Source organism: Microcoleus sp. S13_C3 (assembly GCF_036700905.1).
Taxonomy (GTDB): domain Bacteria; phylum Cyanobacteriota; class Cyanobacteriia; order Cyanobacteriales; family Microcoleaceae; genus Microcoleus.
In genome coordinates, this window is sequence record NZ_JAUBPT010000049.1 from 1 (window position 1) to 16,149 (window position 16,149).

Consider the following 16,149-nt stretch of genomic DNA (forward strand, 5'->3'; position numbering starts at 1 on the left):
CCGTCCAAAAAGGACGGGCGGGACGCCCATCCCACAATAACAATTAAAATTGTAAGTTATTTAATTCGCGATCCTTAGAGAAAACCTCAACCCGCCCCAGAAGCTCATGTTTTGGCAATCGTTGCGGTAAACGCGCCACTGGCTTTCTTTTAACTATCGCGGTTATTTCACAAGAATAAATATTATCCCATATTTATCCAACAATGCTGCCGTCAGGCATGATTGTTCCTTTCAAAATCGCTTCGCCCAAATTCGCTCCCGCCAAGTTCGCTCCCCGGAGATTTGCCCCGGTCAAATTAGCCCCTCTCAAATCAGCTTTGCCAAGGTAGGCCCACCGGAAATCGGCAGCGCTCAACTGTGCAAAACAGAGATTTGCCCGGAAAAGATATGCTCCAGTGAAGTGAGATTCTCCGAGGTTAGCTTTAGAGAAATTAGCTGCATAGCAATGTGCTTCAATCAATTCGGCTTGAGTCAGATTGGCTTGACTGAGATTAGCACAGTTGAGGTTCGCGCCCATCGCATTAACTCGAAACATCACCGCACCGATTAAATTCGCATCGGCGAAATCGGTTTGTTGGAGATTAGCAGCGGTGAGGTCAGCCCCAATTAAATTAGCACCGCTCAAATCAGCTCCCCTGATGTCTGCCGCTCCGAGGTTAGTTCCAGTTAAATTAGCTTTAATTAAATTAGCTTCGAGCAGTTGCGCTCCGGCAAGATTTGCTAAACTAAAATTAGATTCGGCGAGGTTTGCCGCAATTAATTTAGCCTTAAACAAATCTGTTTTAAAAAGGTTCGATCGCCCAAGATGTGCACCTCTGAGATTTGCTTCGGCGAGGTTAGCTTCGCTGAGATCCGGTTCTATATTTGGGTTGAGACTTCTCCATTGAATCCAAGTAACTGCACCTTTTTTTAACAGCGCTAAATGCTGTGTATTTGCCATAATTGCATCTCCTTTAACGGCTATTCCTTGCGACCAACAATTGTTGGATTTTCTCGACCCGTCACGTTTTCCACCGCCGCAATTGCTGCCTGGGAACCTGCTATAATATCTCGTTCTGCGCCGCCGAGGTAAAGCCGTCCGAAACTGCCTACAGCCTGAACCTCTAAGATGTTAATAGATGCGCCTTTTTCTGCTTCATTGGCCGCCAGCGCTGCATAGGCTGCCGGTTCTACTTCTAAGACGTAAAGCGTTTGTCCCGCCAGCAGCAACTGTCCGCGGCGGGTGCGGTTGATTAATTGTGTTTGGTGGGGGTCAATGTTGCGAATAATTTGACTGGAAATCACTCGCGGTTTGATACCTTCTTCTCTGCGGACTCCCATGAATTCTAGAATTGCTTTGCCTGCGGCCCGCGTTTCCCCCTGCTGGCCCGAGTGTACTTCCAGAAGGCCGTACAAGCGTTCGACTATCTGCACTCCTGGGCGCACGGAGGCAGATTTGAGGGCGACATCGGTAATTCGGTTAATTTCGATACCGGGGGAGATTTCTATCCACAGCGACGCATCCCCCGGCAGCGGCAAGAATCCGGCGGCGATGGTGCCGATGTATGCTGCGTGCTGTGGCTGCAAGTTGTCTAGAAATACGTAGCTGCGTAGCTCTATACCCAAAAGTTTTTATCTCCGTCGATCGAGTTCCAACACTTATCTGTGCAATATCTGAGTTTACCTTTTTTTGTAAACAACACCTTGTCTGTATGACTGTTGAGTGTTGAGTGTTGACTGTTGACTGTTGAGTGTTGACTGTTGACTGTTGACTGTTGAGTGTTGACTGTTGACTGTTGACTGTTGACTGTTGACTGTTGAGTGTTGACTGTTGACTGTTTGAACAATACCGATGGGGCCGGAAACTATATGAGACACCCCAGAGTGCCGTTCCGGTCACAGCGAGCAATGTTTAATTTCGTCTGGTTGGTAAAAAAAGATATCAATCTCTAGTTATACGTAGAACCTAACAATGTTTACTGCTAGAGGTGGATTTAACTTTAAAAGCCAATCGATATAGTTGTGATAGTTAAAGATTTTAGCCAACAGAGAGCATTTGAATTATGAAACGTTCTGATTTATCCAAAGCAATCGGTGCAGGTATTATAGCTGCTGGTTTAGCCCTAGCACCAGCTCATCTGCCTGCTTCAGCTCAGACAGATACAACTGGCGGTACTAACAGCACTACAACCACCACCACTCCTCGCTCCGATGTCTACAATGCTGAAAACGATCGCGATTTTGATTGGGGATGGTTGGGCTTACTCGGCTTATCTGGCTTGTTAGGTTTAATACCCAAAAAACGTGAAGAAAATGTCCGCTATACCACTACAACAGCCGATCGCGACCCAGCAGTCCGCACTGACTACCGCTAAGAATCGAGTCTTAGTGCTGTGGGCATCCTGCAGGGACAGGATGTTTTACCCTGTCCGACGATAGCCAATAATAATCAAAAAACCTCCACCTGTGAGGTTTTTTTATTGGAGATGATGCGCGATCGAACGACCATAAAATTGGTTAAATCTGAGATATGGCACTATTGTCAATAAGTTTTTTATGAACAGGCAAGATGCCTGTTCCACAAGAAAATTCACTTTTTGTGGAACAGGCATCTTGCCTGTTCCTGACAATGGTGCAATATCTCAGATATAACCGAACTTGAGATTATTAAATTCTTCCTTTCTTCTTCCTTTTTTCCTTCAAGTTCTTAGCGCCTTCGCGGTTCATTAAATAAAGACTTTTCAGACACAAAAAGAGCTTAAATAATGTTTGGGCCCGATCGATCGAGTACCTCCCCAATCGCCTGCACCAACTTGTCGGGGTCTAAAGGCTTACAAATGTGTCGCTGGAACCCCGCAGCCAGGGCCTGCTGATAGTCAATTTCTCCAGCATAAGCCGTGAGGGCGATCGCCGGAACCAGTCCGCCTTTGTCAGGCGCCAGAGCCCGAACCTGTCGCATCAACATATAACCGTTGGTATCGGGCATTCCAATATCGCTCAACAGCAAATCCGGCACAGACTGGGTTAAAACCGCCAAGGCATCGGCCGCGTTAGCAACTGCTGTAACGCTTGCCCCACACTCCTCAAGCAGAAAAACCACTAAATCTAGCGCATCGGCCTCATCATCCACCGCTAACACCTTGATACCGCTCAAATTGAAGGATTGGCCCGGCGACGCAGTTCCCACAGGACTTGTCGGAGATTGCACGGGCATCAGAGGTATCCTGACAGTCAAGGTTGCACCTTGTCCTTCGCCGGGACTGTCAGATTTCACTGTACCGCCGTGGAGTTCGACGAGATGGCGGACGATCGCCAATCCTAAACCCAATCCGCCAAACTTGCGGGTAGAAGTGCTGTCAGCTTGCCGGAAGTAGTCGAATACATAGGGCAGAAAATCAGGTTCGATACCTTTTCCCGTATCAGTTACAGTAATTTGGGCCAAGGTGTCCACCCGATCGAGAACGACTTCAATTTTGCCGGACGGCGGGGTGAACTTGACGGCATTTGACAGCAAATTCCAGACTACCTGCTGAAGTCTCCCCGCATCCCCCAACACCGGGCCGAGATTCGGTGCAAATTGAGTGCTGATTTGAATCGATTTGACTTGGGCCGCCAGACGCACAGTTTCAATGGCGGCGCCGATGACCCCGGCTAAATCCACAGGTGCAATATTCAAGCTGACCTTGCCTTGCAGAATCCCCGACACGTCGAGCAAATCTTCGATAAGCTGGGTTTGCAGTTTGGCGTTGCGCTCGATCGTCTCTAAGGCATAACGCTGCTTTTGGGGTGTCAAAATGTTCGATTGAAGCAGCTTCGCCCAGCCCATAATCGGGTTTAAGGGAGTCCGCAATTCGTGGGACAAAACAGCCAAAAATTCGTCTTTGACGCGGCTAGCCTGTTCTGCCTCTTCCCGCGCTGCCTTTTCCCGTGCTAGAAGGCGTTCCCGTTCTGCTTCTGCAAGTTTTCGATCGGTAATATCGGTGTTGGTGCCACACCAGCGCAGCACCTGGCCTCGATCGTCGCGAATCGGCACGGCGCGGGAGAGAAACCAGCGGTACGATCCGTCTTTGCCGCGCAACGGGAAAGTATCTTCCCAGAGTTCCTCTGTTTCAATGCAGCGCCTAAATTTTTCGACAACCCGATCGAGGTGTTGTGGGTGGTGTACCTTTTGCCAGCCCCAGCCTCGCATTTCTTCTAGGGTGGTGCCGGTGTAGTCAAACCAGCGCTGATTATACCAGAAAATCCCCCCTGCAGCATCTGTCATCCAGGCCAACTGAGCGATGTTGTCAGCTAGAGCGCGGAACCGAGCCTCGCTTTCGTGCAGCTCATGCAGGGCTCGCGCGTGCAGGATCACCGTCCAGAGGCGAGCCACCACTTCTTGCATCAGCCAAACTTCATCAGGCCGCCAGTGCCGAACCACCCTTGATGTCACCAGCAAAAGAGCCACCCAGCGCCCTTCCTGAAGGCAGGGAACATCGACCAAAGCGCGAATTGACACGGCACCGTAGTTATCGAATAAATGCGCTGTATGCGGGTGATTAGCGATATCTGAGATGACAAGGGTTTGACCTGCCATAGAGAGAGCTTTCAGTTCTGGCGTCTTAAAGTCTGAGATTTGATAGGTGCCGACGGTGCTGGCGAGGTCGGACTGGTGCCAGTCTTGCCGGACAATTGCCCGATCGGCTTCTACATCGATTTCATGCCATATGCAGCGATCGACCTTTAAATATTCTCCCAGACTGTTCATCGCTTCCCACAACATTTCTGCGGGGTTGAAGCGCTGCCGCAAGCGGGCTTCGAGATCAGAGAGAAACTGCTCGTTGAGTTGGGCTTGTTTGCGATCGTGAATATCAGTATTCGTGCCGATCCACTCGACAACCTGGCCTCCTGCGTCGCGAATTGGCACGGCGCGGGACAAATGCCAGCGTTCCATCTGGTCTACTGCCCGTCGGAGGCGCAGCTCAATTTGATAAACTTCTCCGGTGATTTGACATTCTTGCCAGCGGGTCCAAGATTCTGCCAAATCCGATGGCGGGACTAGGGATTCCCAATTGTTTTGAGCGGCTTCCTCGTAAGACATCCCCAGATATTCCGACCATTTTTGTTGATTGGTAAAGCGAATTTCCCCGGCGGAACTTACGTTCCAAATCAGGTGGGGTAGCGACTCAGCCAAGAAGCGGAAGCGGCGGTCGCTTTCTGCTAAACTTTCTTCGGCTCGTTTGCGATCGTCAATATCAATGCCGATACCAGCCCATTGCACCACCTTTCCCTTCCTGTCTTTGACGGGCACAAGTCGCGCTAGATGCCAGCGATAATTACCATCAAACCTGCGTACCCGACACTCGAATTCGTAGGCTTCCCCTGCTTCAATCGCCTTCGTGCGCGTGCCGACAACTGCTGGCAGATCGTCAGGATGAAATAATTGCAGCACCGGCGCAGGCAGCGGCAATTCTGGCATCATGCCCGTGTAGTTTTTCCAGTGTTGGTTGCAAAACTCTAACCTGCCGTCGGCGGTGTTGATCCACATTAATTCCGGGACGCCATCGGCGAGGGTGCGGTAGAGATTTTCGCTGTGCCGCAGTGCTTCTTCTATTTGCCGGCGCTCGGTTTTGTCCTGCATAATTTTCAGGAAACCTTGCACCTCGCCGGCTGCGTCGCGCAGGGGCCTCACCAGCCCGCTGCCCCAAAAGCGACTGCCGTCTTTGCGGACGTGCCAGCGCTCGTTTTCTCCTCTTCCCTGAGTCAGGGCACTGTGCATTTCTGCTTCCGGCATTCGGGAAGCAGAGTCTTCTGGGGTGAAGATAATTCCTCCATGCTGGCCGACGATTTCAGCTTCGGTATAGCCCAGCAATCTCTCGGCCCCTGCGTTCCAACTGGTAACCTGTCCGTCGGTGTCGAGGGTGAAGATGGCGTAGTCTTTGGCGCTGTCGAGAATCAACTGCAGGTGGGTTTCACGATCGCGCAGTGCTGCTTCTGCTTGTTTGCGCTGGGTAATGTCGCTGGTGAAGCCGACTATTTTGGTCGCTTCACCTTGCTGGTTGCGGATCAAACACCCGCGCTCCGAAACCTCGATCCAGCGCCCGTCTTCGTGCTGAACTCGGTACTCGATTTCATAGCGATCGGGAATAGTCAAGATTGATTGCCCCCCGGCTTGGATGCGTGCCAAATCGACGGGATGGATGCGTTCTCTCCACCACTCTGCTGTTGCGGGTGCATCCTCTGGGCAGACACCGACGATCGAGCACAGTCCCTCGGAACGGTAAACTGAGTTTGCTGCCAAATCCCACTCAAACACCATGCCGTCGATCGCCCTTGTAGCTAATTGGAAACGGTTGTAGCTTTCTTGCAAGGCGAGTTCGGCCATTTTGCGAGCGGTAATTTCCTGTACCACGATATGAATCCCGACAATCTCTGGGCCTTTGTCTCTGAGCGGCCACCAATTCTGGAGCCAAGTGCGAACAACTGTGGGTTGAGCCCTGGTTGCACCGGTGAGTTCAAAATTCCGGATCGGTTCTCCGGTGTCTAGAAGGTTGCCCAACAAAGGTTCGGCTGTATCTGCCCAGTCGGGGACAATTTCGCGCAGGGTGCGGCCGATGTGCATTTCCACGGACAAGCCGTTCATTTGGGCAAACCGCTGGTTGATCCGCAGGAACCGCAAATCTCTGTCTAAAACGGCTAAACCCACGGGAGTTGTTTGGTAGAGCGACTCTATCTCTACAAGTTGACGGCGCACGGTTTGTTCGCTTTCTTGTAGGGCGAGTTCGGCCTTTTTGCGATCGGTAGCATCAAATAATACTCCGATAAACCGCACTGCTTCGCCTGCTGCGTCGTAGAGATAGCGCCCGAACGCTCTCAACCAGCGGATTTCTCCTGTGTCGGCCCGGATGATCCGGTATTCGGGGGAGTAGAGCGATCTCGTTTGCCGAGCTGTTTTGGCTGCTTGCATGACTTGCTTTAAATCGTCTGGATGCACGCACTTTTCCCACACATCCGCGCTTGCTTCGCCACCCGGTGTCTGTTCGCAGCCCAAAATGCTGAAATGGGTCGCCGACCAAATTACTCGATGTGTTCGCACGTCAAAATCCCAGGTTGCCATGCCTGAACCTTCGATGGCGACGCTCAAACGTTCTTCGCTTTGTTTCAAGGCAATTTCAGTTTGTTTGCGATCCGTGATATCTGTCACGGAACCCACAGCCCGCAAGGGATTGCCTGACTCGTCCCAAATTGCTCGCCCTCTGGCTAAAACCCATTTGTAGCGGCCGTCGGGACAGCGAACGCGGTACTCGCAGCAGTAATGTGAGGTTTCTCGACGCAAGTGCTGCTGCCAATTGCTTTGCATTATCTCCACATCATCGGGATGAATGTAGCTCAAAAATTGGCTGAACTCCTTGACTTCTTCCGGCCCACGTTCCAAAATCTCTAAACCGCGATCGCTCAGAATCTGGCAATTAGTTTGCAGGTTGCGATCCCAAATGCCGTCGTTGTTGCCGGCACAGGCTAGCTGCCAGCGTTCTTGGCTTTCTTGCAAAGCTTCTTTGGTTCGATTGGCGCGATCGATTTGTACGGCGGCAACGGCAAAGTCTGCTAGGGCGATCGCGATCCGCAAGTCTTCGGCATCGAATTGGCGATCGTCCTCGTGAGATACAATCCATATTGCCCCCAGCAATTGATTTTCTGCTGGCAGTGGCACGACTAACGCTTCGGCGATCGGCAATTCTAGCTGCTGCAAGTCGGTAAAGTATTGTTCTGGAGCGAAGTAAAGCTGGGGAGTTTGGCGATCGAAACCTGCTCCCGACAAACGCAATGTGCGGGGTGTGTTTCTGTGTTCTGCTGCTTCCCACGCGCCCGCCAAGGCTTCCCAGCGAAAGATTTGTTCGGAAGTTGCATTTTCTTCTAGCAAGCAGACTCCGACGCTTCCTGCACCGCACAAATCTTGAGCGATGGCAACCAGTGTTTTGAGCAGCGTGTGGGGTGAGGTTGCCAATTGTCGGGCCAGCATTTGCAGCGCCCGGTTTTCTGCTTTGCAATCGTGCGATCGAGGGGTGCGGCGCGACAGTTCCTCGGCGATCGGAATGTCGGTTAAATTAGTTTCTGAGGTTTGCCAAGCTTCCATCAATTAGTCGTCTCTACGTCTTGCGGTCTGAGCTGGCGAGCGTATATTATCAGCGCGCTGTTAAAGTATCTGCTATATTATATTATCTACCGACAGACAGAAGATGCGATCTATCTTGGAAATTACTTTTTAATTTTCAGGCTAGTTAATTGGGAGCAGTCCAATTTTGTAAAAAGCGTTTTTTAGGAGTGCGAGCATCCCGATCGCTTTATATATTTTTATCGACCAAGATGCTCGACTCCTGTCAAAGCAAAACAGAGATGTACTCCGATGATGGGAGCATCTCAATGAAGGTAAAAAGCGTTGTTTAGGAGTGCTTGCGTGACCGCACAGCACAGTATATACATATAGCGAGCAATGTGTGAAACCCGCGCCAGAGCTTGGTCTAAAATCTCGCTTTTTCCACCACAGGAATCGCGGGTTCGTATCCGTTTTTGGGCGGGGTTAAGGAATCAATTCGCCCCCACAAAGAGATAAAATAGTATTCAGAAAAGCCTTTAATTCTGGACAGACTGCGGCAGCCTCCATGAGATTTTGTCCCTCTAATATTCTTTTGGCATCCCGTGCTTTATCATAACTGCGACGTTTTCCCTGTTCAAATATTGCTTTAATCCGATAACAAGGTGGATTATTGTGATTGACCAGTTCAGGAGAACCGCTAGGAACGGCTCTATTGCCTCCTGATATTTGCTGAATTTTTGACCAAAAAGGTAACAGCCAAGCTTCAAAGTCATGGGAAGCTGCATGGGGATAAAATTTAGGATTTTCCCCCACCCATTTTTTCATTTGAGCCTTAGCGTCTCCTGCATCTTTAAAATCTTTAGTTCCTGTATAAACATCTGTTAATGCAATTACAGCATCATAACCATCTTTTCCTAAAAAATTTTCAACTACACGCTTTAGCTTGTCTTCTTTAGGAATGCGACCGTGTTGAGGTTTAGTATCGAGTTTTGGCATTTGCTGCAAACGCGATTCCAAAAATTTTCGCAATATAGGCATAAAAGCTGTTTCTGTTTTTCCTTCTACTATGATGGCAATCTTCACGGTCTGCCTCCAATGATATTCATTGCCCAAAGCTGATCCAAGCTATAATCTTCTAACCAGTGTTCTAAGTCTATAGAGTCAGCCCAAGTTAGAGTTGTTAATCCATCTTCAGTATTGCAGACAAGCACCTCTTTAGGCTCTAAAAATCCGATCAGTCTATCTGAATGAGTTGCTACAATTAGTTGAGTTCTTTGAGAAGCTTCTCTCATAGCATGAGCTAGTTGTTGTAACAACTCTGGATGTAAACTAACTTCCGGCTCATCAATCAGCGTGACAGCGGTCAAATCTCGACTTTGCAGTAAGGTGATTAACCAGAGAAATCGCAGCGTTCCCTCGGATAGTTGGTGCATATAAAAAGGATCAGAAAAATTTCGCTCCTTCCAAGTCATTGCTAAAGTTCCGGCTGCTACTGGCGGAAAGCTTAATCGTTCAAAATTAGGAAAGGCCGCAGCAAGCGTATCTTGGATAATTTCAAATCGATTGGGATCTGTTTCTCGCAGGTAATAGAGGCATGAAACTAAATCTTCTCCCTTGGTACCGGGCAAAGTTGCAGGCCGCATAGATTGAGGTAAACGTATAGGACTTTGAGGGGAAAGATTCAACTCCCAAGCCTTATAAAAGCTACATGAAGCTAAGTGCTGCCTCAATGTTTCAGGTTCCCGATACATCTTAGGAACCTGAGCGAGTGAGCTTTCAAAAGGATTGTACTGCCAGTTGGGACGTAGTAGCTTTTCATCCTCTGGACTGAAGTATCTGACATCTGAACCGCGAGATTCAATATACTTAAAAGGTTGAGAAGCATTGGGATCGCGCTGTTGGATTAGAGTTTCTGAACCAATTTCATAGAATTGACCTTTGGTTGCAAGTTTCAGAGAATAGTTAAGCGGTTCCTGATTTTCTATAGGCATTGATAAGGAGATTGACACGCTATCAGCCCGGTCTAATGTTACCATCTGAGTTAGACCGCCCAACTCTGAAATTTTGGACTGTAACTGACCGTTGGCTGATGCTGCTAAAAGTGAGAATATTTCTAAAAAAGAGCTTTTCCCAACACCGTTAGCACCAATCATCACTGTCAGAGGTCGCATTTCCACCTCTGCCGAAAACAAACGGCGAAACCCCTCGATCTTTAGGCGCTCAAATGTGTTCATAACTTTTGCTCTTGAGCTTGTAGAATCGTAATATGCACAATTTTATTCCAGAATCGCGCTTTTTTCCATATCTGACTTGGACAGAAATTCAGTCTATGCTGGATAAGGAAAATACTGTGATAATTCTGCCCCTAGGTGCGATCGAACAGCACGGCCCCCATTTGCCTTTAATTGTGGATGCGGCAATTAGCGCGGCGGTGATAGGCAAAGCGCTGGCCAAGTTAGACGCAAATATTCCCGCGTATGCTTTGCCGCCTTTGTACTATGGCAAGTCGAACGAACACTGCCATTTTCCCGGTACAATTATGCTCAGTGCTCAGACACTTTTAGCAGTAATCAGTGAAATTGCTGACAGTATTTACCGGGCAGGATTTCGGAAATTAGTGTTAATGAATGCCCACGGCGGACAGCCACAGGTTATGGAAATTACGGCGCGGGATATTCATCAAAAATATCAAGATTTCTCTGTTTTTCCGCTGTTTGTGTGGCGGGTTCCGAATGTGGCTGCTGAATTATTAACTGCGAAGGAGTTGGAGTTTGGAATTCACGCGGGTGATGCAGAAACGAGTTTGATGTTGTCAATTTTGCCGGAACAGGTGAAAATGGAACTGGCTGTTTGCGAGTACCCGCAGGGTTTACCAACAGACAGTTTGCTGAGTATGGAAGGGAATTTGCCTTTTGCTTGGCTGACGCGAGAGTTGACACAAAGCGGTGTGTTGGGCGATGCGACGGCGGCGACGAAAGAAAAGGGAGCTCGTATTCTCGAATCTCTCTCTGACGGCTGGGCGCAAGTTATCAAAGATGTTTACAAATTTCGCCAGCCGGGAAGTTCGGCAACGGATTGTGTAACGGATGTCACGGATGTCACGGATGTCAGTCCGATGGAAGAATGAAGAGGGAAGAATATCGATGTGGAAATGCAGTCACAACAATAGTTGCAGGAATTAAGAACGTTCTAACTGTCTGGGGGGTTGCTATAAAAATAAAAAATACAGTCCTGGAGGCATAATCGACTTATGTAGGGTGCTGAGGTTGCACCTTACCGCTATTAAGAATTAAAAATCAAAAATTGTTCTAATTTGTGTCAAAATGAGTCTAAGAAATTTTTTGAGTTGGAAAACTAACGATGAGTGTAAATTCTAAATTGCAGCGCGCTTTTGAGCAAGGTCGCGCCCTGAAAATTATCAGCGGTTTAAATAATTTTGATGCTGCCAACGTTGCGGCTGTTGTCAAAGCAGCGGATATCGGCGGCGCTTCCTTTGTCGATATTGCTGCCGATCGCGATTTGGTATTGATGGCAAAACAGTTGACAAATTTGCCAATTTGTGTATCGGCTGTGGAACCGGAAAAGTTTGTGCCTGCGGTAGAAGCTGGTGCTGATTTGATTGAAATTGGTAACTTTGATGCTTTCTACGCAGTAGGCCGTCGCTTTGAAGCTGAGGAAGTTTTGCAGTTGACTCGCGAAACTCGATCGCTATTTCCAAACATCACTCTTTCTGTGACAGTTCCCCACATTTTGGCCCTCGACAAACAAGTGCAGTTAGCAATTGAATTAGTCAAAGCGGGCGCTAACATCATTCAAACCGAAGGTGGCACCAGCGCTCAACCAATTCACGCCGGCACTTTGGGATTAATTGAAAAAGCAGCGCCTACTTTGGCCTCCGCCTTTGAAATTTCCCGCGCCGTATCCGTCCCCGTACTCTGCGCTTCCGGTATCTCCAGCGTCACCGCACCCCTCGCTATTGGAGCCGGTGCTGCGGGTATTGGTGTCGGTTCTGCTGTCAGCAAACTTAATAGCGAAGTGGCGATGATTGCGGCTGTTTGCAGTTTGGTTGAAGCTTTGGCTTTGGTTTCGCGATCGCACTTGTCGGCTTCCATTTAATTAAGAAGGAAGTTCGGCAACGGATTCGCTCGACGGATGTAACGGATGTCAGGGAGAAGGAAGAAGGATGTTCGGCAACGGATTCTGTAACCGATGTCAGGAAGAAGGAAGAAGGAAGATTTTTTCCATCCCCACTCTCCCCTTCTCCCACTCTTCCCCTCTTCCCCTCCCCCACTTTTCCACTCTTCCTTAATAATTGATAAACCACACGGCATAATCATCTAATAACTGATTGTTGCGGGAGGTTACATCAACTGATTCTAACTCAGATAAAGGCAACATAAACTTTTGGCGATCGCTGACGCGCTGCACTTCCACAAATATGCCTTCTTCCTGAAGCACCAAATCCTCCAACCGATTAATTGTGAATCTATCAGTATAAGAAGGTTGAGTTTTTTTGAGCCGTGCATATTCTTTTTTGCTGCCCCCACCCATTGTATATTCTTCTTCCCATTCAAACTCTTCTATGCCGGTAACGTGGCAGGGTAGTTGAATATTTTGCTTGATGTAATCTAGATATTTGATGGAATTTTTTAGGCTGAAATCAATATTTTTTGACCCCAAAATCTTGCTGATTTTAGTTTCAAATTGCGTATTATTAAATGGCATATTTTTATCGATATGCGCTAAGATTTCTGGATCGAACCCCGCTCTCAATTCGGATAATTCCTCCAGCAGGCTCTGAAAGTCGTTGACCGGTTTCGGTCTTCTGCCTGCTACAATGGTTTCATCAAGCTGAACTGGAGGAAGTTCGGATGGTAAAGGAAGGGATTGGCTTTGCTCGGGGCGATCGTCCACTTTAGGCTTGTTAACTTTAGACTTGTTAACTTTAGACTGGTTAAGTTTAGGCTTGTTAAATTTAGGCATCGCTCGGTCTCGCTGGCTCGGTTTATCAATAAAGTATATCTTGGCAGAAGTACATTCGTGTATGATAGGAGGAATCTGTAATGCAACTACTGAAATCACCTGATGAATCGCCAGTCTATCAAGGACAATTCGGCGAATTTACAATTACTCAAAACGATCGCACGGGAGTGGTGATTTACCGCGCCGGATTGGGGGTGGCGGCGCTGTGTTTTGCGATCGGCACTACTCTGGTGCTGCAACAGGGCGACAACCCGATGGCAATCCAAGCTGTAACGCCTGTTTTTGCTTGTTTCTGGATAGCTTTAGGCGTCAGCTTGGCAACTATTCACATTTACATGATTGCGCTGCACCGCACACTACAGGCGTTTTGGGCGATCGGCGGCGCGGCAGCATTGTTTGTCGCCCTACAAAGCAGCCAACCTCTAGCTTTAGCAGTGTACGAACATCCCGCGACTTTGTGGGGAATTGGCTTTACTTTTGCCGCCTTAAATGGCATTTATTTTAAGGAAGCATTCTGCTTTAATCGCCTCGAAACTAAGTTTTTGACTCCCGGAGTTCCTCTCTTAATTTTAGGACATATTTTCGGTTTTTTGTCAGCCGAAAATGAACAATTTTTGCTGGCTATTTGGGCGGCTTTGTTTATCATCTTTGCTGTACGCAAATTTTTTCAACCGATGCCGCAGGATATCGGGGATAAAAGCGTTTTTGAGTATCTGAAACACCAATAATTTGGGAATGGGGCATTGGGAATGGGGCATTGGGCATTGGGACATTCTATCAATTTCCCAGTATTTCCCTCTTCCCCAGTCTAGCCGAATCTGCCTCCATACCCGAAAACATCTAGATCGAGTTAAAATGAGAATTCGTCTAATCCGCCGCCGAGAAATGTGGGCAGTTACCAGGGAAGGCTGGGTAATTGCTCTGATGGGGTTAATAATTGCAATGCTCTTAATTCTCACACATATCCATCCATTTTTGGCGGTAAATGCGCCGATTAAAGCAGATATATTGGTTGTCGAAGGCTGGTTGCCGGATTATGCTATCGAAAGTGCGATCGCCGAATTCAAAAAAGGTGAATACAGCCAATTAATTACCACAGGAATTCCTTTAAATAAAGGTTACTATCTCGCTGAATATAAAAATTATGCCGAACTGACTGCCGCGACTTGTATTGCGCTAGGATTTGATAAAAATAAATTAGTAGCAGTACCAGCCGCGAATGTTTTGAAACACCGTACTGCTGCTTCTGCGATCGCCCTTCGAGATTGGTTTTCTACTTCAGGTTTAAAAGTTAACTCAATTAATCTTTATTCCTTTGGCCCTCACGCCCGCAGAAGTTGGATTGTTTTCAAAGAAGTGCTGAATCCTGAGATTAAAGTGGGGATTATAGCTGCGGAACCGCAAGATTATAACGCACAAGAATGGTGGAAATCTAGTGAAGGTTTTCGCACTGTGATCGGAGAAGTTATTGCTTATATTTACGCCCGTTTTGTAGATTGGAAAACCTAGCCAGTAATTGTCAACCTTTCTCTTAATTCCCTTCGCGTTATTCGCGCCTTCGCGGTTCGTAAAAAAATATTTATATAACAGTTTAAAATCCGTGTAAATACAGGACACGGCAGTGCCATTTCTGTACCAGGCTATCTGTGAAAATACAGGACACGGCAGTGCCGTTTCCCTACCCAAGAAATAGAGGACACGGCAGTGCCGTTTCCCTACTATAATTTAACCGAAGATGATAAAATTATTCTCAGATAAGTTGAGGGTAACTCGTTGCTAGAAGAACGCACTTACTGGTTAGCATGGTCGCAAATTAACGGTATCGGGCCGATTTTATTGCAAAGATTGCACCAAAATTTCAATAGTTTGGCAGAAGCTTGGACGGCAAAATCAGTAGATTTAATGCGAATCGAAGGGTTCGGTAAGCAGATAATTGAAACTATTTTGCAAGAACGAACTCAACTTAATCCTGAAGAATTTATCGAAAAACATCTTATAAAAAATCCCTGTTTTTGGACGCCTGCAGATCCAGATTATCCCCGCTTATTATTGGAGATTCCCAATCCGCCACCAGTGTTGTATTATCGCGGTTTAGTTGATGTAAAAGAGAATCAAGGAATTACGCCGACAGTGGCAATGGTTGGTACTCGCAGCCCTACGGAATACGGCAGAAGGTGGACTCGCAAATTTAGTACGGCTTTGGCTAGAAGCGGTTTTACTGTGGTTTCGGGATTGGCTGCGGGCATTGATACAGAGGCTCATATAGGCTGTTTGGAGGCGGGAGGAAGGACTTTCGCAGTAGTGGGGACGGGAGTAGATATTGTATATCCTAAACAAAATGAGAGGTTGTGCGATCGCATCTTGCAGCAGGGATTGGTAATTAGTGAATATCCGGCAGGGACTCAACCGAATAAAACTAATTTTCCCCGCAGGAATCGCATAATTGCTGGCTTAAGTCGCGCTACAATCGTGATAGAAGCTCCGCATAAATCGGGTGCTTTAATTACTGCTTATCAAGCTAATGATTTTTGCCGGGATGTGTATGTTTTGACGGCAAGATTGGATGATGAGCGTTCGTTTGGGTGTTTGGAGTTGCTGAGTAAAGGTGCTCATCCGATTCTGCCTGGTCGCGATCGACTCTTAAGCGAAGACAGGTTGTTGGAAATGCTCGGAGCTATGCCAAAATTGGATAGAGCCGAGCAGTTGTCGCTATTTCCTCCAAATCCGACGGTTGAGAAGCAAGGGCCGCCGTTGGAGCCGGAATTGGCTAAGGTGTTAGGTGCGATCGTATCTGGACCGATTTCTTTTGATACAATTGTGGAAGCAGCGGGATTAGAAGCGGGAATGGTTTCTAGTATACTTTTGCAGTTGGAATTGTTGGGATTAGTTTCGCAGTTACCAGGAATGCGATATCAGCGGTGCTGATGTGAAAGAAAACTGGGCGGTTGAAACCGCGTCTACACAGACAAAATCCGCCTGCGCGGATTGAAGATTATTCGGCGGTTTCAACCGCGTCTACACAGACAAAATCCGCCTGCGCGGATTGAAGATTATTCGGCGGTTTCAACCGCCGAGTGAATATGGCCAGGGGATAAGGGATTGCTCCCCCGGCG

13 protein-coding genes are annotated in these 16,149 nt (G+C 47.9%); 6 read left to right on the top strand and 7 right to left on the bottom strand.

Translation table 11 applies throughout. The features are described from left to right. Nucleotides 1-193: 193 nt before the first annotated feature. Genes QUA16_RS15305 through QUA16_RS15315 form a run of 3 tightly spaced genes read right to left on the bottom strand, consistent with a single transcriptional unit; the run spans nucleotide 194 to nucleotide 1,826 of the window. Complete coding sequence (locus QUA16_RS15305; RefSeq protein ID WP_333106432.1) at nucleotides 194-940, bottom strand: pentapeptide repeat-containing protein; 747 nt, start codon at nucleotides 938-940, stop codon at nucleotides 194-196. A 20-nt stretch (nucleotides 941-960) separates the two neighbouring features. Further along, entirely contained in the window at nucleotides 961-1,605 is a 645-nt protein-coding gene (locus QUA16_RS15310) for a hypothetical protein (RefSeq protein ID WP_333106435.1), read from the bottom strand. Beyond that, nucleotides 1,596-1,826, bottom strand: coding sequence for a hypothetical protein (locus QUA16_RS15315; protein WP_333181206.1), 231 nt, complete (start codon nucleotides 1,824-1,826; stop codon nucleotides 1,596-1,598). Before QUA16_RS15315 ends, QUA16_RS15310 begins: the two co-directional genes overlap by 10 nt. Nucleotides 1,827-2,042: 216 nt before the next feature. Between QUA16_RS15315 and QUA16_RS15320 the strand changes: the two genes are divergently transcribed. After that, entirely contained in the window at nucleotides 2,043-2,354 is a 312-nt protein-coding gene (locus QUA16_RS15320; RefSeq protein ID WP_333106439.1) for a WGxxGxxG family protein, read from the top strand. A 383-nt stretch (nucleotides 2,355-2,737) separates the two neighbouring features. Here the strand turns inward: QUA16_RS15320 and QUA16_RS15325 are convergent, their stop codons facing one another. The 3 genes from QUA16_RS15325 to QUA16_RS15335 all read right to left on the bottom strand — a co-directional run bounded on the left by QUA16_RS15325 (nucleotide 2,738) and on the right by QUA16_RS15335 (nucleotide 10,287). Then, entirely contained in the window at nucleotides 2,738-8,092 is a 5,355-nt protein-coding gene (locus tag QUA16_RS15325; RefSeq protein ID WP_333106441.1) for a PAS domain S-box protein, read from the bottom strand. Nucleotides 8,093-8,536: 444 nt separating this feature from the next. Further along, entirely contained in the window at nucleotides 8,537-9,166 is a 630-nt protein-coding gene (locus QUA16_RS15330) for a DUF4276 family protein (RefSeq protein WP_333106443.1), read from the bottom strand. Further along, the gene (locus QUA16_RS15335; RefSeq protein WP_333106445.1) at nucleotides 9,133-10,287 is read right to left on the bottom strand and encodes an AAA family ATPase; all 1,155 of its coding nucleotides are present in this window, start codon (nucleotides 10,285-10,287) and stop codon (nucleotides 9,133-9,135) included. The genes QUA16_RS15330 and QUA16_RS15335 overlap by 34 nt, the downstream gene beginning before the upstream one ends. Before the next feature lie 32 nt (nucleotides 10,288-10,319). Between QUA16_RS15335 and QUA16_RS15340 the strand changes: the two genes are divergently transcribed. Next, the gene (locus QUA16_RS15340; RefSeq protein ID WP_333106447.1) at nucleotides 10,320-11,180 is read left to right on the top strand and encodes a creatininase family protein; all 861 of its coding nucleotides are present in this window, start codon (nucleotides 10,320-10,322) and stop codon (nucleotides 11,178-11,180) included. 233 nt (nucleotides 11,181-11,413) lie between these two features. Beyond that, entirely contained in the window at nucleotides 11,414-12,169 is a 756-nt protein-coding gene (locus QUA16_RS15345) for a DUF561 domain-containing protein (RefSeq protein ID WP_333106448.1), read from the top strand. A gap of 189 nt (nucleotides 12,170-12,358) precedes the next feature. Here the strand turns inward: QUA16_RS15345 and QUA16_RS15350 are convergent, their stop codons facing one another. Further along, nucleotides 12,359-13,036 carry a calcium-binding protein gene (locus QUA16_RS15350; protein WP_333106449.1) on the bottom strand — a complete coding sequence of 226 codons (678 nt, stop codon included), beginning with the start codon at nucleotides 13,034-13,036 and terminating at the stop codon, nucleotides 12,359-12,361. A gap of 80 nt (nucleotides 13,037-13,116) precedes the next feature. Between QUA16_RS15350 and QUA16_RS15355 the strand changes: the two genes are divergently transcribed. The 3 genes from QUA16_RS15355 to dprA all read left to right on the top strand — a co-directional run bounded on the left by QUA16_RS15355 (nucleotide 13,117) and on the right by dprA (nucleotide 15,961). Further along, a complete protein-coding gene (locus tag QUA16_RS15355) occupies nucleotides 13,117-13,764 on the top strand; it encodes a DUF2301 domain-containing membrane protein (protein ID WP_333106451.1) in 648 nt (215 codons plus the stop codon). Between the two features lie 127 nt (nucleotides 13,765-13,891). After that, complete coding sequence (locus QUA16_RS15360; protein ID WP_333106452.1) at nucleotides 13,892-14,545, top strand: YdcF family protein; 654 nt, start codon at nucleotides 13,892-13,894, stop codon at nucleotides 14,543-14,545. Nucleotides 14,546-14,809: 264 nt separating this feature from the next. Further along, entirely contained in the window at nucleotides 14,810-15,961 is a 1,152-nt protein-coding gene (dprA, locus tag QUA16_RS15365) for a DNA-processing protein DprA (RefSeq protein ID WP_333106454.1), read from the top strand. Nucleotides 15,962-16,149: the final 188 nt, after the last annotated feature.

Excerpts from the sequence above, each read along its gene's own strand:
- QUA16_RS15305 (WP_333106432.1), bottom strand. The coding sequence starts at position 940 with ATGGCAAATACACAGCATTTAGCGCTGTTAAAAAAAGGTGCAGTTACT.
- QUA16_RS15320 (WP_333106439.1), top strand. The coding sequence starts at position 2,043 with ATGAAACGTTCTGATTTATCCAAAGCAATCGGTGCAGGTATTATAGCT.
- QUA16_RS15325 (WP_333106441.1), bottom strand. The coding sequence starts at position 8,092 with ATGGAAGCTTGGCAAACCTCAGAAACTAATTTAACCGACATTCCGATC.
- QUA16_RS15335 (WP_333106445.1), bottom strand. The coding sequence starts at position 10,287 with ATGAACACATTTGAGCGCCTAAAGATCGAGGGGTTTCGCCGTTTGTTT.
- QUA16_RS15340 (WP_333106447.1), top strand. The coding sequence starts at position 10,320 with ATGCACAATTTTATTCCAGAATCGCGCTTTTTTCCATATCTGACTTGG.
- QUA16_RS15345 (WP_333106448.1), top strand. The coding sequence starts at position 11,414 with ATGAGTGTAAATTCTAAATTGCAGCGCGCTTTTGAGCAAGGTCGCGCC.
- QUA16_RS15350 (WP_333106449.1), bottom strand. The coding sequence starts at position 13,036 with ATGCCTAAATTTAACAAGCCTAAACTTAACCAGTCTAAAGTTAACAAG.
- QUA16_RS15355 (WP_333106451.1), top strand. The coding sequence starts at position 13,117 with ATGCAACTACTGAAATCACCTGATGAATCGCCAGTCTATCAAGGACAA.
- QUA16_RS15360 (WP_333106452.1), top strand. The coding sequence starts at position 13,892 with ATGAGAATTCGTCTAATCCGCCGCCGAGAAATGTGGGCAGTTACCAGG.